This is a genomic window from Streptomyces sp. NPDC028308 (assembly GCF_055565855.1).
On the sequence record NZ_JBVHTO010000010.1, the window covers coordinates 199,978 to 221,981 of the forward strand.

Genomic DNA, 22,004 nt, shown 5'->3' on the forward strand with positions numbered 1-22,004 from the left:
CTCGGGGCGGGGAGCGGAACGGGACCCTCCCGGGCCCGGCCCGCCGGGCGGGGACGACCCGCCCGGCCCCGCGGCTCAGCCCAGCAGGACGACCTCGACGTCGGCCCCCGGCTCGACCGAGGTCGCGTCCTCGGGGACGACGATCAGCGCGTCCGCCTGCGCCAGTGCGGCCACCAGGTGGGACCCGGCGCCGCCGACGGGCTTCACCTTCCCGTCCGCGTACGTCCCGCGCAGGAACTGGCGGCGGCCCGCCGGGGAGGTCAGCGCCTTGTCCGTGTCGAGGGCGGCCCGGGTGGTCGGCCGGTGCAGGTCGTCCAGGCCCATCAGGGCGCGGATCGCCGGGCGGGCGAACAGCTCGAAGGAGACGTACGACGACACCGGGTTGCCGGGCAGCGCGAGCAGGGGCGTGTGGTCGGGGCCGATGGAGCCGAAGCCCTGCGGCTTGCCGGGCTGCATGGCGAGCTTGCGGAAGTCGATGCCGGCGCCCTCCTCGTCCTCGTCCCCGACGGAGGACAGCGCCTCCTTGACGACGTCGTAGGCGCCGACGCTGACACCGCCCGTGGTCACCACGAGGTCCGCCCGGATGAGCTGGTCCTCGATGGTGGAGCGGAGCGTCTCGGCGTCGTCGGCGACCGCGCCCACCCGGTAGGCGATCGCTCCGGCGTCCCGGGCCGCGGCGCACAGGGCGAAGCTGTTGGAGTCGTAGATCTGGCCGCTGCCGAGCTGCTCGTCGGGCTGGACCAGTTCGCTGCCGGTGGACATGACGACGACGCGGGGGCGCGGGCGCACGCGCACCGTGCCGCGGCCGATCGCGGCCAGCAGGGCGATCTGCGGCGGGCCCAGGATCGTGCCGGCCTCCAGGACACGGTCGCCGGCCTTCACGTCGCTGCCCTTGGCCCGCACGTGCGCGCGTGCCTGCGCCGGGCGGTGGACGCGGACCTGGCCGCCGGCGCCCTCGGGCGCCGAGCTGTGGGCGCGCATCCCCTGGACGGCGCCCTCGCCCAGTCCGCCGTCGGTCCACTCCACCGGGACGACCGCTTCCGCGCCGGGCGGCAGCGGGGCGCCCGTCATGATGCGGGCGGCCTCGCCGGGTCCCACGTAGGGCAGTTCGGCGAGGCCCGCGGCCACGTCTCCGACGACCGTGAGGGCGGCCGGGAACTCCTCGCTCGCGCCCGCGACATCGGCGACCCGGACCGCGTACCCGTCCATCGAGCTGTTGTCGAAGGGCGGCAGCGAGACCGGCACCGTGACGTCCTCGACCAGGACGCAGCCCTGGGCGTCGAGGAGTTGCAGCTCGATGGGTTCCAGGGGGCGGACGGTCGCGAGGATGTCCTCCAGGTGCTCGGACACCGACCAGAGGCGGTCCTGGCCGGTGGCGCGGGTCGCGGCGCTGCTCACGTTGCTACATCTCCTCGGCTACGTAACTGCGAAGCCAGGCCCGGAAGTCCGGTCCCAGGTCTTCACGTTCGCACGCGAGTCTGACAATGGCACGCAGATAGTCGCCGCGGTCGCCGGTGTCATAGCGGCGGCCCTTGAAGACCACGCCGTGCACCGGTCCGCCGACCTTCTCGTCCGTGGCCAGCTGCTGGAGGGCGTCGGTGAGCTGGATCTCGCCGCCGCGGCCCGGCTCGGTCGTGCGCAGTATGCCGAAGATGCCCGGGTCGAGGACGTAGCGGCCGATGACGGCGTAGTTGCTGGGGGCGTCCGCGGCGTCGGGCTTCTCGACCAGGCCCGTCACCTTGACGAGGTCGCCCTCGCCGGTGGGCTCGACGGCGGCGCAGCCGTAGAGGTGGATCTGCTCGGGCGCGACCTCCATCAGCGCGATGACGCTGCCGCCGTGCTGTTCCTGGACCTCGACCATGCGCGCGAGGAGCGGATCGCGCGGGTCGATCAGGTCGTCGCCGAGCAGGACGGCGAAGGGTTCGTTGCCCACGTGCGGGGCGGCGCACAGGACGGCGTGGCCGAGTCCCTTGGGGTCGCCCTGGCGCACGTAGTGCATCGTCGCGAGGTCGCTGGACTCCTGGACCTTGGCGAGGCGCCCCGCGTCGCCCTTCTTCTGGAGGGCCGACTCCAGCTCGTAGTTGCGGTCGAAGTGGTCCTCCAGGGGACGCTTGTTGCGGCCCGTGATCATGAGGACGTCGTGCAGCCCCGCCGACACGGCCTCTTCGACCACGTACTGGATCGCGGGCTTGTCGACGACCGGCAGCATCTCTTTGGGAGTGGCCTTGGTGGCCGGCAGGAACCGGGTGCCGAGGCCCGCTGCGGGGATGACAGCCTTGGTGATCCTGGAGTGCGACTCAGTCATGCCCGCAACCATATCCGGTGGCTATGTGCGGATTCTGTGGCTCCGGTTAATTCGTTCTCATATGAGCACATTACGAAGGGTACGGGAGCAACCTGTGAGCCGTCCGGGACACGAAGCCGAGCCTGCCAAACGAATGTTGCGGCGAGAGCTCCTCTCGGTGAGGAGCCGGTTGACGGCGGATGACGTGCGGGAAACCGGGCGCGCCCTCGCGGCACGCGCCCTGGAGCTGCCCGAACTGGCGCACGCGGGCACGGTGGCGGCGTACGTGTCCATGGGGAGTGAGCCGGGCACCCTCGCGCTCCTCGACGCGCTCCGCGCGCGCCGGGTGCGGGTGCTCCTGCCGGTCCTGCTGCCCGACAACGACCTCGACTGGGGCGAGTACGCGGGAGAGTCGTCGCTCCGGCGCGTGCAACACGGCGGGCGGATGGCCCTGTTGGAACCGGCGGGCGAGCGGCTCGGGCCGCCGGCCGTCACGGAGGCGGACGCGGTCCTGCTGCCCGGCCTGGCGGTCGACGGACGCGGGATGCGCCTGGGCCGCGGCGGCGGCTCCTACGACCGCGTGCTGGCCCGGCTGGAGCGCGCGGGGGCGGATCCGGCGCTGGTGGTGCTGCTGTACGACACCGAGGTCGTCGAGCGGGTCCCCGAGGAGCCCCACGACCGGCCGGTGCACGCGGCGGTCACCCCGTCGGCCGTACGGCGCTTCCGCTGACCTGCTCCCCGGGGGATCACCCGGGGACACGGGAACGGCCCTCCACGCACGCGTGGAGGGCCGTTCCCGTGTGTCCGCCGGAGGGCGTCAGGGCTTCAGCAGCAGCGTGTCGCTCGTGCTCTTGCCTACCGCCTTGTCCGAGAAGGACCAGGACAGCAGCTCGCCCTTGGCCCACTTGTCCGTCTGGTCGGTGTAGTGGGCGCTGTAGGCGTGCCCCGAGGCGCCGGACAGGTTGATCCACTTGGACTTGTCGAGGTCCCCGAGGTTGACCACCATGCGCATCGACGGGACCCAGACGACTCCGTAGCCGCCCGCCGCGTTCCAGCCGGTCGCGTTGACCGTCGCCTCGCCGCCGCTGAGCTTCCACGGGCCGCGGTTGAGCAGGTACTGCACGACGCGCGGGCCCTCGGTGCCGAGGGTCTGGTTCTTCAGGAACAGGCGGTGCAGCCGTCCCCAGCTCCAGGTGTCGATGTCCTTGCCGAGCTTGGCGGTCAGCTCCCAGCGGGCGTCCTTCATGGCGCGGGCGAACAGCGCGTCACGGGTGCCGGTCGCCTTGTCCAGACGCGTCTTGGGCGAGGCCCACCAGAAGTTGTCCTCGTCGTCGACGATCGAGCGGACCACCTCGAACCAGCGGTCGCCGCCGTCCGGCTGCGCCTGGTCCGCGTCGCGCTGGCCGCACTCGCGCACCGTCTCGTCCTCGTCCGCCGGCCCGGTCGTGTCGACCCGGTCGACGTACAGGCACTGGCCCTTGACTCGCAGCTCCTTGGGCAGCTTGTTGCCGAAGGCGAGCTTGAGGATGTTGCGCCAGGTGGCGTTGAAGTACGCGGCCGCCGCCGAATCGGCGTCCTGGGTGTAGTCCCAGCCCTCCAGGAGCTTCTGGGCCTGGCGCACGTCCTTGTCGGCGATGTCGATCTTGAGCAGCTTGGGCACCAGCAGCTTGGCGATCTCACTGCTGTTGTCGAGCTGCATCTGCCGCATGTCGTCGGTCGAGATCTTGCCGCCGCCCTTGATCTTCGACTCGATCAGGTCGGTGATGCGCTGGCTGCGCGAGCCGTAGCCCCAGTCCGTGGTGAGCGTGTAGGGGTACTTGTCCTCGTTCACGACGGCTTGGTTCGCCGTCACGATGTATCCGCGCTCGGGGTTGTACTCGAACGGCAGCTCGGACTGGTCGATGTAGCCCGTCCACCGGTACTTGGCCTCCCAGCCCGGCGAGGGCAGCGAACCGTCGCCCGAGCCCCTCGTGGGGATTCTGCCGGGCAGCTGGTAGCCGATGTTGCCCTCGGTGTCGGCGTAGACCAGGTTCTGCGAGGGCACGTCGAAGGACCGAGACGCCTTGCGGAAGTCGTTCCAGTCGGCGGCCCTGTCCATCTCGAAGACGGCGTCCATGGAGTTGCCCGGCTCCAGCGCGGTCCAGCGCAGCGCGATGCCGTAGCCGTCGCCCCGGTCGGGCGCCGCGCTGTCGACGGTGGCCCTCTTGCCGACCTTGACGAGCTCGTCGTCCCGGTCGGACAGCAGCGGGCCGTTGTTGGTCTCCCGGACCACGATCGTCTTGGCCCGGCCGCCCGCGACCTGGATCTTCTCCCTGCGCGTCTCGAAGGGCAGCACCTTGTCGCCGTACTGGTAGCCGTCCCCGGTGAGCTTCTCCAGGTAGAGGTCGGTGACGTCCACCCCCGAGTTCGTCATGCCCCAGGCGATGTCCTGGTTGTGGCCGATCACGACGCCGGGCATCCCCGCGAAGGTGTAGCCGGCGACGTCGTAGCGGCACTTGTCGCCGACGCTGCGGCAGTGCAGGCCCATCTGGTACCAGACCGAGGGCAACGACGCCGACAGGTGCGGGTCGTTGGCGAGCAGCGGCTTGCCGGTGATGGTGTGGTCCCCGGCGACGACCCACGAGTTGGAGCCGATGCCGTTGCCGTTCACGCCGACGGCCGCGGGGACGTCCTCCAGCTCGTCGTAGAGCCCCGACAGCTGGCTCTGCAGGCCCTCGGGGGCCGCGGTGTTCCCGGCCAGCCCGGTGCCGGCGGCGGAGCCCGCCGTGCCGGTACCGGTACCCGTGCCCGCGGCCGTGCTCCCCTGGACGTAGGTCTTGGTGACCTCGTCGTACTGCCCCTCCTGCACGATCGCCTTGTTCCGGCTGTACGGGTAGTCGGGGTACAGGTCGGCGATCTGCTTCGGCCCGAGGCGGCTGGTCATCAGGGAGCGGTCGATCTCGTCCTGCATGTTGCCGCGCAGGTCCCAGGCCATCGCCTTGAGCCAGGCCACCGAGTCGACCGGGGTCCACTCCTGCGGCTTGTAGTCGTTGGCGAAGCCGAGGGCGGCGTACTCCAGCGACAGGTCCGCGCCGTCCTTGCCCTTCAGGTACGCGTTGACCCCCTTGGCGTAGGCCTGGAGGTACTTCTTCGTGGAGGGCGACAGCTTGGTGTCGTACTCCTTCTTCGCCACCCGGTCCCAGCCGAGGGTGCGCAGGAACTCGTCGTTCTCGACCTGTCCCTTGCCGAACATCTCGGACAGGCGCCCCGAGGTCATGTGCCGGCGCACGTCCATCTCGTAGAACCGGTCCTGCGCCTGGACGTAGCCCTGCGCCATGAACAGGTCCTCGTCCGAGGAGGCGTAGACCTGCGGGATGCCGTAGCCGTCCCGCTTCACGTCCACGGGGCCTGACAGCCCGTCGAGTTCGATCGAACCCTTGGTCTGCGGGAAGGAGGCCCGGACGGTGCTGATGCTCCAGTACGCGCCGTAGGCGACGCCTCCGACGATGGCCAGAACCAGAACGATCACGAGCAGACGGGCTCTGCGCCCCTTCTTCCTGCCGGACTTGCCGGGCTTTTGGCCGGAAGAGGCGGTGGTGTTGGGGGGCATCGCTGTCCTTGCTGTCCTAACGCGAGCGGCAGGGCGGGCTGTGCTTTTGACTGAGCGCAGGAGCAACCATAGGCGCAGGGCCCACCGCGCCTTGACGCGGAGTCGGGAACCCGAGAGCACGGGCGTTCGATCTTGCCCCAGGAGTGTCAAGAAAAAGTCAAGACTTAGGTAAGGTAATGAAGTACTTGGGTCCGTAGTACGTGTGCCCGCGCCGACCCGCGCGGGCCAGAGAAGGGAACGGCCGCTGACTGTCCACCACCTCAACCAGCTCCTGCTCGTCTGCTCGCTCGTTCTGCTCATCGCGGTGGCAGCGGTCCGCATCTCGTCGCGCAGCGGGCTCCCCAGCCTGCTCGTCTACCTCGGCATCGGCGTCGCCATGGGCCAGGACGGCATCGGCGACATCCACTTCAACAACGCCGAGATGACCCAGGTCATCGGGTACGCGGCCCTCGTCGTGATCCTGGCCGAGGGCGGCCTCGGCACGAAGTGGAAGGAGATCAAACCGGTCCTCCCGGCCGCCTCCGCCCTGGCTCTCGGCGGCGTCGCGGTGAGCGTGGGAGTGACGGCCTCGGCCGCCCACTACCTGATCGGGCTGGAGTGGCGGCAGGCGCTCATCATCGGGGCGGTGGTGTCCTCGACGGACGCGGCGGCGGTCTTCTCGGTCCTGCGGAAAATACCCCTCCCCGCGCGCGTGACGGGCGTCCTGGAGGCCGAGTCCGGGTTCAACGACGCTCCGGTGGTCATCCTGGTCGTCGCGTTCTCCACGGCCGGCCCGGTGGAGCACTGGTACGCGCTCCTCGGCGAGATAGCGCTCGAACTGGCCATCGGCGCCGCCGTCGGCCTCGCGGTCGGCTGGCTCGGCGCCTGGGGGCTGCGGCACGTGGCCCTGCCCGCCTCCGGCCTCTACCCGATCGCCGTCATGGCGATCGCGGTCACGGCGTACGCGGCCGGCGCGCTCGCGCACGGCAGCGGGTTCCTCGCCGTCTACCTCGCGTCGATGCTGCTCGGCAACGCCAAGCTGCCGCACTGGCCCGCCACGCGCGGCTTCGCCGAGGGGCTCGGCTGGCTCGCCCAGATCGGCATGTTCGTGCTGCTCGGACTGCTGGTCACCCCGCACGAGATGGGCGACGACATCTGGCCCGCGCTCGTCATAGGGCTGGTGCTCACGGCGGTGGCCCGCCCGCTGAGCGTCTTCGCCAGCCTCCTGCCGTTCCGCATGCCGTGGCAGGAGCAGACGCTGATCGCCTGGGCCGGCCTGCGGGGCGCCGTGCCCATCATCCTGGCGACCATCCCGATGGTGAGCGGCATCCCGGAGAGCCGCCGGATCTTCAACATCGTCTTCGTACTGGTCGTCGTCTACACCCTCATCCAGGGACCCACCCTGCCCTGGCTGGCCCGGAAGCTGAACCTGGGAGCGCCCACCGAGGCCGCCGACCTCGGGATCGAGTCGGCGCCCCTGGAGCGCCTGCGCGGGCACCTGCTGTCCGTGGCCATCCCGCCGCGGTCCCGGATGCACGGCGTGGAGATCAACGAGCTCAGGCTGCCCCCGGGCGCCGCCGTCACCCTGGTGGTGCGCGAGGGCACCTCCTTCGTGCCGCTGCCCACGACGACGCTGCGGTACGGCGACGAGCTGCTCGTGGTGGCCACCGACCCGGTCCGCGACGCGGCCGAGAAGCGGCTGCGCGCGGTCGCGCAGGGCGGCAAGCTGGCCGGCTGGCTCGGCACCCGGGCCGAGGGGACGGAACACCGGGCCGGTCACTAGGCACCCGCGCGCGTGACGACCGCACCGGTACTTACCGGGACATAAGCCTCATCGCGCATTCACAGGCCGCAGTCTCCATGGTGCTCGCTTTCACAGGCGCCACAGGCCCGCCCCCCTGTACGATGAAGGCACAGCTTTGATCGAACCAACTCTGCCTGACGCAGAGCTGGCGCGACCGTATGGCGGCCGTGACGTCCCCCTCCGGGGCTCCGGTATCTACCGCAGTTCCGCGCAAGAGGACAGCTCTCGGCGCCGTCGCCCACCAGGGGGGCCGCGCTACCAGGCGGCAGAAAGGCACGGGCCGTGGCATCCACGGTCACCTCCCGCCCGGGATACGGACAGCTGCTGCGCACCCGCGGCGCCTGGACGTTCCTGCTCCCCGGCTTCGCCGCGCGACAGCCGTTCGCCATGCTCACGATCTCCATCGTGCTCCTCGTCCAGCACACCACCGGCTCCTACGGGGCGGCGGGCGCCGTGGCGGCGGCCACCGGCGTCTCCATGGCGCTCTTCGCCCCCTACAGCGGGCGGCTCGCCGACCGCCACGGCCAGCGCGCGGTGCTGCTGCCCGGCGTCCTCGTGCACACCCTGGCGGGCCTGTCCCTCACGCTGCTGGCGCTGACCGGCGCCCCGCTGTGGGCGCTCTTCCTGGCGGCCGTCCCGACCGGCGCCTCGGTGCCCCAGGTCGGCCCCATGGTGCGGGCCCGCTGGGGCGTGAAGCTCCAGGACTCCCCCCTGATGACGACCGCGGCGGCCTTCGAGTCCGTCACGGACGAGCTGACCTTCGTACTGGGCCCGCTGCTCGCCACCGCCCTGTGCACCGCCGTGGACCCGGCGGCGGGCCTGCTGACCGAGGCCGCGCTGACCCTGGTCGGCGGACTGCTGTTCGCGGCACAGAAGAGCACCCAGCCCGCCGTGGCCGCGGTCGAGCCGGGGCACACGCGCGTGAAGCCCGCCTCCGCGCTCGGCATCCCCGGTGTACGCGTCCTGATCGTCGCCTTCCTCGGCATCGGATCGGTCTTCGGCGGTATGCAGGTCGCCCTCGCCGCGTTCAGCGAGTCGATCGGCGAGCCCGGCCTGAACGGCGTCCTGTACGGCGTCTTCGCCGCGGGCAACATGCTCTCCGGCGTCGTCTGCGGCGCCGTCGCCTGGAAGGTGGCCCCCCAGCGCCGCCTGGTCGTCGGCTACGCGGCGCTCGCGTTCACCGCGTCGGGCCTGTGGGCCGCCGAGTCCGTGGTCGTCCTCGCCGGGCTCGGCCTGCTGGTCGGCATGTGCATCGCGCCCGCCCTGATCACCGGCTACACGCTGGTCGAGGGACTGGTGCCGGCCGGCGCCCGCACCGAGGCGTTCACCTGGCTGACCGGCGCGGTGGCCCTCGGCCAGGCGGCGGCCGTCACGGTCGCCGGGCAGCTGGAGGACCGCCTCTGGGACGGCGCCGGTTTCCTGGTGCCGATGGCCGGAACCGTACTGGCCCTGGTGACCCTGGTGGCCCTGCGTTCACGCCTGTCCCGGAGCCCCCGGAGCCGCACCGTCGCACGTGGCGTCGGTCACCGCACGCCTGTGGCGGTGGACTGATCCCGAGGAATACGTCACTATGGACCGTCGTTAGCACTCACTGAGTGAGAGTGCCAGGAGGAAGACAAGTGCCGACCTACCAGTACCAGTGCACCGAGTGCGGCGAGGGCCTCGAGGCGGTGCAGAAGTTCACGGACGACGCCCTGACCGTGTGCCCCAACTGCGATGGCCGCCTGAAGAAGGTGTTCTCCGCGGTCGGCATTGTCTTCAAGGGCTCCGGGTTCTACCGCAATGACAGCCGCGGTTCCTCGTCGAGCAGCAGCCCGGCCTCGTCCTCGAAGTCGTCGAGCTCGTCGTCGGACGCGAAGTCGACGTCCTCGTCGGACTCGAAGCCGTCGTCCGGCTCGTCGTCGAGCAGCTCTTCGTCGAGCGGCTCCTCGTCGGCCGGCAGCACCGCCGCGTAAGCCTTTCTTACGAGACCCTGTCGTCCTGGACGGCGGGGTCTTCGGCGTGTCCGGCCCCGGTTAGGGTGCCGTCATGGCGAACACGGAGAACGCACAGGACCCGGCGGGCGCGGGGCGCCCCGCACAGGCACAGCCGCCGGTCACGGCCGAGATCGGCGTCATCGGCGGCTCGGGCTTCTACTCGTTCCTCGACGACGTGACCGAGATACGGGTCGACACCCCGTACGGGCCGCCCAGCGACTCCCTCTTCCTCGGCGAGATCGCCGGCCGCCGGGTCGCCTTCCTGCCCCGCCACGGCCGCGGCCACCATCTGCCGCCGCACCGCATCAACTACCGGGCCAACCTGTGGGCCCTGCGCTCCGTGGGCGTGCGCCAGGTGCTCGGCCCCTGCGCGGTCGGCGGGCTGCGCCCCGAGTACGGCCCGGGGACCCTGCTCGTGCCGGACCAGATGGTCGACCGCACGAAGGCCCGGACGCAGACGTACTTCGACGGGCTGCCGCTGCCCGGCGGCGAGGTGCCGAACGTCGTGCACGTGTCGCTGGCCGACCCGTACTGCCCCGTCGGACGCCGCGCCGCGCTGGCCGCCGCCCGCGGGCGCGACTGGGAACCGGTCGACGGGGGCACCCTCGTGGTCGTCGAGGGGCCGCGGTTCTCCACCCGGGCCGAGTCCCTGTGGCACCAGGCGCAGGGCTGGTCGGTGGTCGGCATGACCGGGCACCCCGAGGCCGCGCTGGCCCGCGAACTGGAGCTCTGCTACACCTCGATGACCCTGGTCACCGATCTGGACGCGGGCGCCGAGACCGGCGAGGGCGTCTCGCACGAGGACGTGCTGAAGGTGTTCGCGGCGAACGTGGACCGGCTGCGGGGCGTGCTCTTCGACGCGGTCGCGGGACTCCCGTCGAACGAGACACGGGACTGCCTGTGCACGACGGCCCTGGGCGGGATGGACCCGGGGTTCGAGCTTCCCTGAGGGGGATGGGGCCTGGGCTTCAGCTTGCCTGAGGGGGGATGGGGCCGGGATTCCAGCTGGTCTGCGCCCGGTGGCGGCGCCTGACGGTGCGAGCTGGGCGGCGGAACTGCTCGTTCGGGTGAGGGAGTTGTCCACAATCCGCCGGCCGTCCACGGGCTCCGGCGGGCCGGGCGGCGAGGCCTCATCGTGGGATCGCAAGCCGATCTCTCGTCGCAGGTGGTGGCAGTCATGGCACAGCTCTCCCCGCTCGTCTCCCCCGTCACGGGCCCCGTGGGCACGGACGCCCCTCCTCCGTGCGAGGTGCCGCACTTCGCCCCCGTGCGGGTGCGGGGCGCCCGCTGCCGGCTCCAGCGCCTGCTGCGGTACCGGAGGCGGGCGATGGCCACGGGCCTCGCGGTCACGGCGGCCGCGCTCGTGGCGGCCGGACCCCGGGACGCCGAGCGGGCCCGGGACCGTCCGACGGCGGCTCCCCCACGGGCTCCGGCCTCCGCTCCCGCACGCGAGCGCCCCGCGCCCGAGAGCGTCACGGCGCCCGTGCGCATCGCCGACGGAGCCACGGTCGGGCTGCTGCGCCCGGGCGACCGCGTGGACGTCGTCGCGGCGGACGGCTCCGGCCGGGCCCGCGTGGTGGCGGCCGGCGCGCGTGTCACCGAGGTGCCGGACATCGGCGCCACCGAGGCGGGGGCACTGGTCGTGCTGTCGGTCCCGCGGGCCACGGCGACCCGGCTGGCCGGCGCCGGCACCACGGCCCGCCTGGCGGTGACGCTGTGCTGACCGGGGCCGGCGTCCTGGCCGACGTCGCCGTCCCGTCCGGCGGGGAGACGAGCACGGTCGCGGAGCCAGTGAGCGGGAGGGAGGAGTTGCCCGGGAGCGGGTCACCGTCCGGGAAGCCGTTGCCACCCAGAAGGCAGTCGCCGCCCGGGAAGCAGTCGTCGCCCGGGAGGCAGTCGCCGGCCGGCGAAATGGTGTCAAGTCGCACGATCGAGCGGCCCAATTGGACAGTCCCGGGACACCCTGACGTAGGTTGCGGAACTGTTTGTTCCACAACTTGTGCAGAGGGGCCTCTCGGTGAGCGAGAAGAAGAAGCCGGGCGTTCTGGAGGGCTTCAAGGCCTTTCTGATGCGTGGGAACGTCATCGACCTGGCCGTCGCCGTGGTCATCGGCGCCGCCTTCACCAACGTCGTCAACTCCGTGGTGAAGGGCATCATCAACCCGCTGGTGGGAGCCTTCGGCACCAAGGACCTCGACAAGTACCACTCCTGCCTGAAGTCGCCCTGCGCGATGGCGAAGGACGGCACGGTCACGGGCATCCCCATCATGTGGGGCACGGTGCTCAGCGCGACGCTCAGCTTCGTGATCACCGGAGCCGTCGTCTACTTCCTGATGGTCCTCCCGATGTCCAAGTACCTGGCCCGCCAGGAAGCCCGCCGGAAGGCGAGGGAGGACACGCACGAGATCATCGAGGTGACGGAGCTGGAGGTGCTCAAGGACATCCGCGACGCCTTGGTGGCCCAGCGCGGCTCCGGCCACGACCGGGACTGACACCGGACGCGGAATCGGCACCGGCACCGGCACCGGGACCGGCGAAGGCAGCGGCACGGGCACCGGCACCGGCACCGGACGCGAGCACAGACGCAGTCCGGCGGGCGGCGGCTCAGATGTGGTGCGGCGGCTTCTCGTCGAGGAAGCGCCGCAGGTCCGCCGCGCTGTCACCGTCACCGCCGGGCCGCTCGCCCCACCCGCGGTCGGTGTCGTCCGAGGACTGCTCGCTCAGCGGGTCGTCGAAGACCAGCGCGGCCTTGGGGTCGCGCGGCTCGGGTGCGGGGGCGGTACTCATGCCTCCAGGGTACGTGCCGGGGCCGAGGGGGCATGCGGGCCGCAGCTCGCCGGAGCCGACGGAGCGTGGTCACGGCCTGCCGCGACCGGAGGAGCGTGCCCGGCGCCGCCCTGGGCCCGGAAGCAGGCAGTCACACGGTGGCGGACGGCCTTCATGTGAACGTCTTCACAAGACTTTCCGCCGTATCTCTGCTGTGCTTGGCCCCATGACCACCAGTTCCGCCGGTTCCCCCGGTTCCGCCTCCGCCCCCGACGACCGGGCGGCGCGACCGGCCGACCGAAGCCCGCTGCGCAGGATGACCGCCCGGGGCCGTGACGAGGCGCACCGGGTCGCGACGCCCCTGGAGCTCTTCTTCGACCTCTGTTTCGTCGTGGCCGTCGCGCAGGCCGGCGCGCAGTTGGTGCACGCGGTCGCCGAGGGGCACGCGGGCGAGGGCATCCTGAACTACGCGATGATCTTCTTCGCGATCTGGTGGGCCTGGATGAACTTCTCCTGGTTCGCCTCGGCCTACGACAACGACGACGTCCTCTACCGGGTCGTCACGCTGATCCAGATCGCCGGCGCCCTGGTGCTCGCGGCGGGGGTGTCGCAGGCGTTCACCGACCACGACTTCCTGCTCGTCTGGCTCGGCTACGCGATCATCCGGTGCGCGATGATCACCCAGTGGCTGCGGGCGGCGCGGGGCTGCGAGGGCCATGAGAGAACCACCGCGCTGCGGTACGCCGGCGGCGTGCTGCTCTGCCAGATCGGCTGGCTCGGGCTGCTGTCGCTGCCGGAGCCCGCCCGGCCCTGGCTGTTCCTGGTGATGGCGATCGCCGAGATGGCCGTCCCCCTGTACGCGGAGAAGGACACCGCCACGCCCTGGCACCCGCGTCACATCTCCGAGCGGTACGGCCTGTTCACCATCATCGTGCTGGGCGAGACGATCGCCGCGGCCACGGTCGCCGTGAAGTCCGCCGTAGACGAGCACGAGGCGCTGGGCGAGCTGCTGCCCATCGCGGTGGGCGGGCTGCTGGTGGTGTTCGCCGCCTGGTGGATCTACTTCGCGGTGCCGATCCACGGCCATCTGCGGACGAGCGTGCAGGCGTTCGTGTGGGGGTACGGCCACTACCTGATCCTCGCCTCCGCGGCCGCGATCGGCGCGGGGGTCGAGGTGGCCGTCGAGCAGGCGGTCGGCCAGGCGCACATCTCGACGCTGGCCGCGTCCGCCGCCGTGACGCTGCCGACGGCGCTGTTCTTCCTGACCGTGTGGGCGCTGCACGCCCGGTACTTCAAGGTGGGCGTGGCCCAGCAGCTCGTCCTGCCGACGTCCGCGCTCCTCATCATCCTGAGCACCTTCCTCGGCGACTGGGCGGTACTCGCGGCGGGGATCGTGGGCGCGGCGACGGTGGCGGCCGGGGTGGCGCTGACGGCACGGACGGCGAGACGGGAAGAGGCGGGACGCAAGGAGGAGGCGGCCGCGCCGCGGTAGCGGGGACCCGGTGCCGGAGGAGCGGCGAAGGAACACTGGGGGTATGACACTTGACGCTCTGACGGATGTGGCGGGACTGCGGGTGGGCCATGCGACGCTCACCGGCGAGGGCCGGCTCACCGGTACCACCGTGGTGCTGGCTCCCCCGGGCGGCGCGGTCGCGGCCGTGGACGTCCGCGGCGGTGGTCCCGGTACCAAGGAGACCGACGCGCTGGACCCCCGGAACCTGGTCCAGAAGGTCGAGGCGATCGTGCTGACCGGCGGCAGCGCCTACGGGCTGGACTCCGCGTCGGGGGTGATGGCCTGGCTGGAGGAACGCGGTCGCGGGGTGCGGGTCGGTCCCGACGCTGCTCACGTGGTGCCGGTCGTGCCGGCCGCCTGCGTCTTCGACCTCGGCCGCGGGGGCGACTTCCGGGCCCGGCCCGACGCGGCCACCGGACGCGCCGCGGTCGAGGCCGCCGAGGCGAGCGGCCCGGGTGCCCCGGTGCGGCAGGGCTGCGTCGGCGCCGGTACGGGGGCGGCCGTCGGTCCGCTCAAGGGCGGGGTGGGGACGGCGAGCGTGCTGCTCGACTCGGGGATCACCGTGGCCGCGCTGGTGGTGGCGAACGCGGCCGGTTCCGCGGTGGAGCCGGGGTCGGGGGCGCTGTACGGGGAGTTGCTGACGGGCACCGCGTCGTACCCGCCCGCCGAGGTGCACGAGGCGGCGGGGCGGCGGCTCGCCGAGGCCGCCGCGCGGAACGCCCCTCCCCCGCTGAACACGACGCTGGCCGTCGTCGCCACCGACGCCGACCTCACCCGGGCGCAGGCGCAGAAGCTGGCGGGTACGGCGCACGACGGCATCGCGCGGGCGGTCAGGCCGGTCCATCTGCTCAACGACGGGGACACGGTCTTCGCGCTCGCCACGGGTGACCGGCCGCTCGCCGCGGACCAGCCCCTCGCGCTCAACGAGGTGCTCGCGGCCGGCGCGGACGTGGTGACGCGGGCGATCGTCCGGGCGGTGCGGGCGGCCGGGCCGGTGGAGGGGCCGGGCGGGACGTGGCCGTCGTACGAGGAGCTGTACGGGGCCCGGTAGCGGGCGGGTGCCGGGGACGTAAGGGCGTCGGGTGGGGCGGGGATTGTCGCGGTTCTGTCACGCGATGGCGTCCGTCGGCTACGGAAGGAACCCTTCCAGGCGCGTGGCGCTCTTTCTCCACGCAACGGAGCGGATCACCCACACCACACGAACCTGGAGCAGCCCGTGACAACGCCGGACATATCAATGCGGCGCACAGTGGGGGCCTGTGCCGCCCTGATGGTCGGCGCCCTCACCCTCACCGCCTGCGGCGGCGACGCCAGCGCGGACAACAAGGACGGGAAGAACGGAGGTTCGTCCAGGACGTCGGCGGCGAGGATCGTCATCTCCGCCGAGGACGGCTCGAAGAACGCGTCCATCAACGCGACCGGCGTCAAGGTCAGCGGGGGCAGGCTGACCGACGTGAAGATGACGGTCTCGGGGACCGGGGCCGCCGTGCCCGGTGCGCTCTCCGGCGACGGGAAGGCGTGGAAGCCCAAGGAACAGTTGGAGCGCGGGACGAAGTACCGGATCTCGGCGAAGGCCGAGGACGGCGACGGGCGCAAGGTCGCCGCCGACTCCGCCTTCAGCACGGTCTCCACGGCCAACAGCTTCATCGGCACGTACACACCCGACGGCGGCGCCACGGTCGGGGCGGGCATGCCGGTCTCCTTCACCTTCGACAAGGCGATCAGCGCGAAGAAGAAGGTGCAGTCGCACATCACCGTGCGCTCCAGCAGCGGGCAGAAGGTCGTGGGTCACTGGTTCGGGGCGCAGCGGCTGGACTTCAGGCCCGAGCAGTACTGGAAGGCCGGCTCCAAGGTCACCGTGAGGATCGGCCTGGACGGCGTGGAGGGCGCGAACGGCCTCTACGGCGTGCAGGACAAGACCGTCACCTTCACCGTGGGCCGCTCGCAGGTGTCCACGGTGGACGTGGCGACGCAGACGATGACGGTGGTACGGGACGGGAAGACCGTCAAGACCATCCCGATCTCGTCGGGCAGCGCCGAGAACACCACGTACAACGGCCAGATGGTCATCTCCGAGAAGTTCCGGCAGACCCGGATGAACGGCGCGACGGTCGGCCACGGCGGCGAGTACGACATCGCGGACGTGCCGAACGCGATGCGGCTGACGACGTCGGGGACCTTCATCCACGGCAACTACTGGTACAACCGCGGGAATCCGCCGTTCGGCCGGGAGGGCACCAGCCACGGGTGCGTGGGTCTCGCCGACGAGCGGGGCGCGCAGAGCGCCACGGCCGCCAAGTGGTTCTTCGACAACTCGCTCGTCGGGGACGTCGTGACGGTCAAGAACTCCCCCGACAAGCCGGTCGCACCGGACAACGGGCTCAACGGCTGGAACATGCCGTGGAGCGAGTGGACCGCCGGAAGTGCCGTCTGACAAGGGCTTTTCGAGGGTCGCAGGGGCCGCGCGGGAACACTCCGCGCGGCCCGCGCGTTTTCCCTCCGCACGTTTTCTCGGTTCGCGGACATGATGTCCGACCGAGGGGCTACGGTATGCACCCACAAGGTGACATGCAGCAACGCCGGGAGAAGCCTTGAGCGTTCCGTACGAGACAGCAGCGTACGAGCCACCCGAGTCGCCCGAGTCTCCTGAGGAGCATCTCGCGCGACTTCTCGGCCGTGCCCTGAACTCCTTCGAGCTGCCGGACGAGACCATACGGCTGCTCGACTGCGCGCTGGCGCACGACAGTTCGCTGCACTCCGCGCACCACAGCGCGGGGCTGCACCGTGAGACGTACCGGCACACCTGGCTTCTCGCCGACGGCTCGGCGGTCACGCTGTGGGAGCTCGTCCACAACACCGCGCGGGGCGCCGAGGCGCAGCACGAGGTGTACGTGGACGAGGAGGAACTGCGGGCGGCGACGGGCCGCTTACCCCTGCCCTCGGACACACCGGACTTCGAGCTGCCCGTGACGGTGCAGCTGTCCCCCATCCCCGAGCCCCGGCACACGTACGTCCCGGACGACTCGGCGGACCACGCCCGCCGGCTGCTGCGCCGCGCGGAGAACGCGGACCGGCCCGACGCCGGCCTGACCGCCCTGCTGCTGCGCGAGGCGTGTGCCCACCAGATCACCCAGGCCTTCGGCCGTCCCGGCCGCGCGGGCCAGACGTCCCGCCTCAGCTTCTCGCTCTACGAGCACGCCTTCCTGCTGCGCGACGGACGCGAGATCTCCCTGTGGGAGGTCGAGCACACCGCGACCCCGGACCGCCGGCACATGTGCGAGGTGTACGCGACGGAGAGCGCGGCCCGCGAGGCGATGGAGCGCCGGGCCGCACGCCTCGGCTGATCCGGCACCCTCTCGCACCACGCCGACCGGGACACCTCCGCGCCCGCACTCCCACCCACGCCCGCAAGGGCACACCGGCGATCCCCGGACTCGCCGCGGCCGTGGCCCTCCCGTCAGGGCCGCTTCAGGAGCGGTTGTCGCTGAACTGCCGTACCAGGCCCGCGAACGCCGCGCGTTCCTGCGGGGTCAGCTCCACGCACTCCGCGCCCGGGCCGGTCCGCCGCTGGCCGGGCACGGCCCGCAATGTGCCGACGGGGCGCCGCGCGGCCGTGGACCGGCTCCGGCGCAGCAGCCGTACCAGGCCGACGACCCAGACGGCGGTCGCCAGGGCGAGGACGCTCGCGCCCGCCAGCTGAAGGTTCGACACATGCTCAGGCATGCGTTCCAGTAGACACCACGGTCCGGGACTTTGGCCCCGGACCGTGACGCATCTCGCAGATGCGGTGAACGACTCAACGCCGCCCTAAAGGGGCATGTGCGCGGCCCCTGTTCGGCTGCTCAGGCCGCGACCGGCTCCTTGGTGCCGCCGCCGGCCGGTGCCGGAACGTCGGGCACCGTCCCCGTGCCCTCCGGTGCCGGCCTGCGCATGCCCTTGAGGACGATCACCACGGCGGCGGTGACGCAGACGCCCGCTGCGATGGCCAGGAGGTACAGGAACGGGCTGCCGATCAGCGGGACCACGAAGATGCCGCCGTGCGGGGCGCGCAGGGTGGCGCCGAAGGTCATCGACAGGGCGCCGGTGACCGCGCCGCCCGCCATCGACGCCGGGATGACCCGCAGCGGGTCACCCGCGGCGAAGGGGATCGCGCCCTCCGAGATGAAGGAGGCGCCGAGCACCCAGGCGGCCTTGCCGTTCTCGCGCTCGGTCGGCGTGAACAGCCTGCCGCGCACGGTCGTCGCCAGGGCCATCGCGAGCGGCGGGACCATGCCGGCCGCCATCACCGCGGCCATGATCTTCATCGCGGAGTCGCTGGGGCTCGCGACCGCGATGCCGGCGGTGGCGAAGGTGTAGGCGACCTTGTTGACCGGGCCGCCCAGGTCGAAGCACATCATCAGGCCGAGGAGGGCGCCGAGCAGGACGGCGTTGGTGCCGGTGAGGCCGTTCAGCCAGTCGGTCATGCCCTTCTGCGCGGAGGCGATGGGCTTGCCGATCACCACGAACATCAGGAACCCGACGATCGCCGCGGAGATGAGCGGGATCACCACCACCGGCATGATGCCGCGCAGCGCCGCCGGGATCGGCACCCGCTGGATGCCGAGCACCACGCCACCGGCGATGAGACCGGCGGCCAGGCCACCGAGGAAGCCCGCGTTGATCGTCAGGGAGATCGCGCCGCCGACGAAGCCCGGGACGAGCCCTGGCCGGTCCGCCATGCCGTACGCGATGTAGCCGGCCAGGACCGGGACGAGGAAGCCGAAGGCCACGGCGCCGATCTGGAAGAACAGCGCGCCCCAGCTGTCCGCCTGCATCCACATGAAGTGGTCCATGACGGAGGGCGCCTTGTTGACCTGGTAGCCGCCGATCGCGAAGCCGAGGGCGATCAGCAGGCCGCCCGCGGCGACGAACGGCACCATGTAACTCACGCCGCTCATCAGCCACTTGCGCAGCTTGGTGCCGTAGCCCTCACCGGACTCACCGGTGCGCTCCACCGGACTGCCGGGCGCGGAGCCGGCGGTGACCTCGCCGCGTTCGGCCTTGCCGCGGACCTCGGAGATCAGCTCGGCGGCCCGGCTGATGCCTGCCTTCACGCCGACGTCGACGGTCGGCTTCCCGGCGAAGCGGTCCTTGTCGCGTACGGGCACGTCGTGGGCGAAGATCACGCCGTCCGCCGCCGCGACGACCGCCGGGTCGAGCCAGGTGAAGCCGGCCGAGCCCTGGGTCTCGACGACGATCTCGACGTCGCCGGCCGCGCGGCCCGCGTTCTCCAGCGACTCGGCCGCCATGTAGGTGTGCGCGATGCCGGTGGGGCAGGAGGTGACGGCCACGATCCGGAACGGCCGCGCGCCCCCGGCCGCGGCGGTGTCCGCGCCGCCCGTGTCGCCGGGTGCCGGGGTCGTGTCCGCGCCGCCCGTTTCGCCTGGTGCCGGGGGCGTGTCCACGCCACCGGTCTCCCCCGGTGCCGGAGTCCCGTCCTGGCCGGTCCGGTCCGGGGCGGGGGCAGAGGGGACCGCGGCGGCGTCGGCGGAGGCCGCCGCGTTCGACGCCGCCGCGGAGTCGTCGGGTGCGCTCGCGCCGGAGCCGGCCGGGGCCGCGGCGGGCGCCGGGGGCCGGTCGCCACGGACGAGCGCGGCGGCGGTCGCCGCGTCGTCCGCGGCCCGCAGCGCGGAGGTGAACTCGGCGTTCATCAACTGCCGGGCGAGCGAGGACAGGATCGTGAGGTGGGCGTCGTCCGCGCCGGCCGGGGCGGCGATCAGGAAGATCAGGTCGGCGGGACCGTCCGGCGCGCCGAAGTCGATGCCGGTGCCGCTGCGCCCGAAGGCCAGCGTCGGCTCGGTGACATGGGCGCTGCGGCAGTGCGGGATGCCGATGCCGCCGTCGAGGCCGGTCGGCATCTGCGCCTCGCGGGCCGCCACGTCGGCGAGGAAACCGTCGAGGTCGGTGACCCGGCCCAGGGCTGCCATCCGCTCGGCGAGGGCGCGTGCCGCCGCTTCTTTGGTGTCGGCGGACAGGTCGAGGTCGACCAGGTCCGCGGTGATCATCTCGCTCATCGCGGGCTCCTTCGCACGCGTATGGCCCGCGGGGACCGCCGGGCGGGGGTGGGGGCGGGGGTGCCGCTCGCACGGAGGGCGGGCCGCGCCGGGGTGGCCGCGGCGGGGAAGGGGAGGCCCCGCCACGTCGGTGCCTGTCCTGAGGGGGTGGCCGCGGGCGTCATGACACCGGCTCCGTGAGGGCGCGGTCCACGGGGACCTCCGTCGTGACGGTCACGGCGGCGGGGTCGAGGTCGGCGGGGGCCGGCATCACGCTGCCGGGCAGCCGGACGGCGGCGGCGCCGTGGGCGACGGCGGAGGCGAGGGCCTCGGGACCGGCGCCGCCGGCGATCAGGAAGCCGGCCAGCGAGGAGTCGCCGGCGCCCACGTTGCTGCGTACGGCGTCGACGCGGGCGCTGCCGAACCAGGCGCCCGACACGTCCACCAGCAGTTGTCCGTCGGCGCCGAGGCTGGCCAGTACGGTGCGGGCGCCCAGTCCGCGCAGCTCCTCGGCGGCCTTGACCGCGTCGCCGACGGTGGCGAGGGGGCGTCCGACGGCCTCCGCGAGTTCCGCGGCGTTCGGCTTCACGACGTCGGGGCGTTCACGCAGGGCCGCGAGCAGCGCCGGTCCCGAGGTGTCCAGGGCGATCCGGGCGCCGGCCGCGTGCGCGCGGGCGACGAGGTCGGCGTACCAGGACGGGGAGAGTCCGCGTGGCAGGCTGCCGCAGCAGGCGATCCAGTCCGTCTCGCCGGGGCGGTACTGCCGCCGTACGGTCTCCAGCAGCGACTCGGCCTCGGCGGGCGTGAGTTCGGGTCCCGGTGCGTTGATCTTCGTCAGGGTGCCGTCCGGTTCGGCGACCGAGATGTTGGAGCGGGTCGCGCCGGCCACGGGGACGGGGGCGGCCTCGATGCCCTGGGCGTCGAGGAGTCCGGCGACGAGGGCGCCGGGCGCTCCGCCCAGCGGCAGGACGGCGACGGTGCGCCGCCCGGCCGCGGCGACCGCCCGCGACACGTTGACCCCCTTGCCGCCCGGGTCCACCCGCTCGCCGGTGGCCCGGACGACCTCGCCGCGACCGAGCGAGGGGACCTCGTACGTGCGGTCGAGGGAGGGGTTGGGGGTGACGGTGAGGATCATGCGGACTCTTTCTAGACGCACTGCACTTCGGTGCCGCCGCGCTCGATGGCGACGACGTCCTCCGGGCCCAGCCCGCTGTCGGTGATCAGCAGGTCCACGTCGGCGAGGTCGCCGAAACGGGCGAAGTGCTCCTGACCGTGCTTGGAGGAGTCGGCGAGCAGCACCACGCGGCGGGCGGCGCGGACGGCGGCGCGCTTCACGGCCGCCTCGGCGAGGTCCGGAGTGGTGAGCCCGTGCTCGACGGAGAAGCCGTTGGCCGCGATGAAGACGACGTCCGCGCGGATCTCGCCGTAGGCCCGCAGCGCCCAGGCGTCGACGGCGGCCCGCGTACGGTGCCGGACGCGGCCTCCGACGAGGTGGAGCTGGATGCCGGGGTGGTCCGCGAGCCGCGCCGCGATCGGCAGGCTGTGGGTGACGGCGGTGAGCGTCGACTCCAGCGGCAGGCTGCCCGCGAGCCGGGCCACCGTGCTGCCCGCGTCGAGGATCATCGTGCCCTCGGCGGGCAGTTCGGCCAGGGCGGTGCGGGCGATGCGGTCCTTCTCGTCGGCCGCCGTGGACTCGCGTTCGGCGAGGTCGGGCTCGAAGTCGAGCCGGCCCGCCGGGATCGCCCCGCCGTGCACCCGGCGCAGGAGTCCCGCGCGGTCGAGGGCCTTCAGGTCCCGGCGGATGGTCTCCGCGGTGACCTGGAACTCGTCGGCCAGCGACAGGACGTCGACCCGGCCGCCGTCACGCGCGAGCCGGAGGATCTCCTGCTGCCGTTCCGGTGCGTACATGTCCGTTCGCCTCCGCCTGATGCCCGAACTTGTTGTTCTCTTGGGAGGCTACGACTCGATTACCCGAAAGTAAACAGGTTCGGGCTCGATTCGGGCATGAACGGACTTGGTCGGTGGGCGACGGGCGCGAGGCTCCAAGGAACCGGACCCGGCA

At 72.3% G+C, this 22,004-nt stretch carries 19 protein-coding genes; 11 read left to right on the forward strand and 8 right to left on the reverse strand.

Translation table 11 applies throughout. The annotated features are described in order from the left end of the window. Window positions 1-75 precede the first annotated feature (75 nt). Together glp and galU are read right to left on the reverse strand one after the other, a co-directional pair. A complete protein-coding gene (gene glp, locus ACZ4VA_RS23970) occupies window positions 76-1,398 on the reverse strand; it encodes a molybdotransferase-like divisome protein Glp (RefSeq protein ID WP_468082483.1) in 1,323 nt (440 codons plus the stop codon). Between the two features lie 4 nt (window positions 1,399-1,402). Further along, window positions 1,403-2,305 (reverse strand): UTP--glucose-1-phosphate uridylyltransferase GalU, encoded by a 903-nt coding sequence (galU, locus tag ACZ4VA_RS23975; protein WP_355782465.1) that lies wholly within the window; start codon window positions 2,303-2,305, stop codon window positions 1,403-1,405. A gap of 133 nt (window positions 2,306-2,438) precedes the next feature. Between galU and ACZ4VA_RS23980 the strand changes: the two genes are divergently transcribed. Further along, entirely contained in the window at window positions 2,439-3,014 is a 576-nt protein-coding gene (locus ACZ4VA_RS23980) for a 5-formyltetrahydrofolate cyclo-ligase (protein WP_355782468.1), read from the forward strand. Window positions 3,015-3,101: 87 nt separating this feature from the next. On the opposite strand, the gene ACZ4VA_RS23985 is transcribed toward ACZ4VA_RS23980, so the two are convergent. Next, complete coding sequence (locus ACZ4VA_RS23985) at window positions 3,102-5,873, reverse strand: penicillin acylase family protein (protein WP_468082484.1); 2,772 nt, start codon at window positions 5,871-5,873, stop codon at window positions 3,102-3,104. A gap of 202 nt (window positions 5,874-6,075) precedes the next feature. Between ACZ4VA_RS23985 and ACZ4VA_RS23990 the strand changes: the two genes are divergently transcribed. The 6 genes from ACZ4VA_RS23990 (at window position 6,076) to ACZ4VA_RS24015 (ending at window position 12,123) form a co-directional block, all read left to right on the forward strand. Further along, window positions 6,076-7,635 (forward strand): potassium/proton antiporter, encoded by a 1,560-nt coding sequence (locus tag ACZ4VA_RS23990; RefSeq protein WP_355782472.1) that lies wholly within the window; start codon window positions 6,076-6,078, stop codon window positions 7,633-7,635. Between the two features lie 303 nt (window positions 7,636-7,938). Then, on the forward strand, window positions 7,939-9,207 hold the full coding sequence (locus ACZ4VA_RS23995; protein ID WP_389390801.1) for an MFS transporter: 1,269 nt from the start codon (window positions 7,939-7,941) through the stop codon (window positions 9,205-9,207). A 68-nt stretch (window positions 9,208-9,275) separates the two neighbouring features. Next, window positions 9,276-9,611: an FmdB family zinc ribbon protein gene (locus tag ACZ4VA_RS24000; protein ID WP_356163931.1), complete on the forward strand. Its 336-nt coding sequence runs from the start codon at window positions 9,276-9,278 to the stop codon at window positions 9,609-9,611. Between the two features lie 73 nt (window positions 9,612-9,684). Continuing rightward, window positions 9,685-10,581, forward strand: coding sequence for an S-methyl-5'-thioadenosine phosphorylase (locus ACZ4VA_RS24005; RefSeq protein WP_356163930.1), 897 nt, complete (start codon window positions 9,685-9,687; stop codon window positions 10,579-10,581). Window positions 10,582-10,809: 228 nt separating this feature from the next. Further along, on the forward strand, window positions 10,810-11,355 hold the full coding sequence (locus ACZ4VA_RS24010; protein WP_388905003.1) for a hypothetical protein: 546 nt from the start codon (window positions 10,810-10,812) through the stop codon (window positions 11,353-11,355). A 294-nt stretch (window positions 11,356-11,649) separates the two neighbouring features. Further along, a complete protein-coding gene (locus ACZ4VA_RS24015; RefSeq protein ID WP_356163928.1) occupies window positions 11,650-12,123 on the forward strand; it encodes a large conductance mechanosensitive channel protein MscL in 474 nt (157 codons plus the stop codon). A gap of 112 nt (window positions 12,124-12,235) precedes the next feature. Here ACZ4VA_RS24015 and ACZ4VA_RS24020 read toward each other — a convergent pair whose 3' ends face one another. Then, the gene (locus ACZ4VA_RS24020) at window positions 12,236-12,418 is read right to left on the reverse strand and encodes a hypothetical protein (protein ID WP_355785104.1); all 183 of its coding nucleotides are present in this window, start codon (window positions 12,416-12,418) and stop codon (window positions 12,236-12,238) included. 205 nt (window positions 12,419-12,623) lie between these two features. Here ACZ4VA_RS24020 and ACZ4VA_RS24025 point away from each other — a divergent pair, with 205 nt between their 5' ends. The 4 genes from ACZ4VA_RS24025 (at window position 12,624) to ACZ4VA_RS24040 (ending at window position 17,254) form a co-directional block, all read left to right on the forward strand. Continuing rightward, window positions 12,624-13,889: a low temperature requirement protein A gene (locus ACZ4VA_RS24025; RefSeq protein WP_468082485.1), complete on the forward strand. Its 1,266-nt coding sequence runs from the start codon at window positions 12,624-12,626 to the stop codon at window positions 13,887-13,889. 43 nt (window positions 13,890-13,932) lie between these two features. Continuing rightward, window positions 13,933-14,961 (forward strand): P1 family peptidase, encoded by a 1,029-nt coding sequence (locus ACZ4VA_RS24030; RefSeq protein ID WP_356163926.1) that lies wholly within the window; start codon window positions 13,933-13,935, stop codon window positions 14,959-14,961. A gap of 165 nt (window positions 14,962-15,126) precedes the next feature. Further along, window positions 15,127-16,344, forward strand: a complete 1,218-nt coding sequence (locus ACZ4VA_RS24035) for a L,D-transpeptidase (RefSeq protein WP_468082486.1) — start codon at window positions 15,127-15,129, stop codon at window positions 16,342-16,344. 157 nt (window positions 16,345-16,501) lie between these two features. Next, complete coding sequence (locus tag ACZ4VA_RS24040) at window positions 16,502-17,254, forward strand: DUF6227 family protein (protein ID WP_356163924.1); 753 nt, start codon at window positions 16,502-16,504, stop codon at window positions 17,252-17,254. 124 nt (window positions 17,255-17,378) lie between these two features. Here the strand turns inward: ACZ4VA_RS24040 and ACZ4VA_RS24045 are convergent, their stop codons facing one another. From ACZ4VA_RS24045 to ACZ4VA_RS24060, 4 genes are all read right to left on the reverse strand, one after another. Then, window positions 17,379-17,633 (reverse strand): hypothetical protein, encoded by a 255-nt coding sequence (locus tag ACZ4VA_RS24045; protein ID WP_355789403.1) that lies wholly within the window; start codon window positions 17,631-17,633, stop codon window positions 17,379-17,381. A 119-nt stretch (window positions 17,634-17,752) separates the two neighbouring features. Beyond that, on the reverse strand, window positions 17,753-19,963 hold the full coding sequence (locus ACZ4VA_RS24050; RefSeq protein WP_468082487.1) for a PTS fructose transporter subunit IIABC: 2,211 nt from the start codon (window positions 19,961-19,963) through the stop codon (window positions 17,753-17,755). Window positions 19,964-20,123: 160 nt separating this feature from the next. Next, window positions 20,124-21,077, reverse strand: a complete 954-nt coding sequence (pfkB, locus tag ACZ4VA_RS24055; protein WP_356163922.1) for a 1-phosphofructokinase — start codon at window positions 21,075-21,077, stop codon at window positions 20,124-20,126. Between the two features lie 11 nt (window positions 21,078-21,088). Then, the gene (locus ACZ4VA_RS24060; RefSeq protein WP_356163921.1) at window positions 21,089-21,850 is read right to left on the reverse strand and encodes a DeoR/GlpR family DNA-binding transcription regulator; all 762 of its coding nucleotides are present in this window, start codon (window positions 21,848-21,850) and stop codon (window positions 21,089-21,091) included. Between the last annotated feature and the right edge of the window lie 154 nt (window positions 21,851-22,004).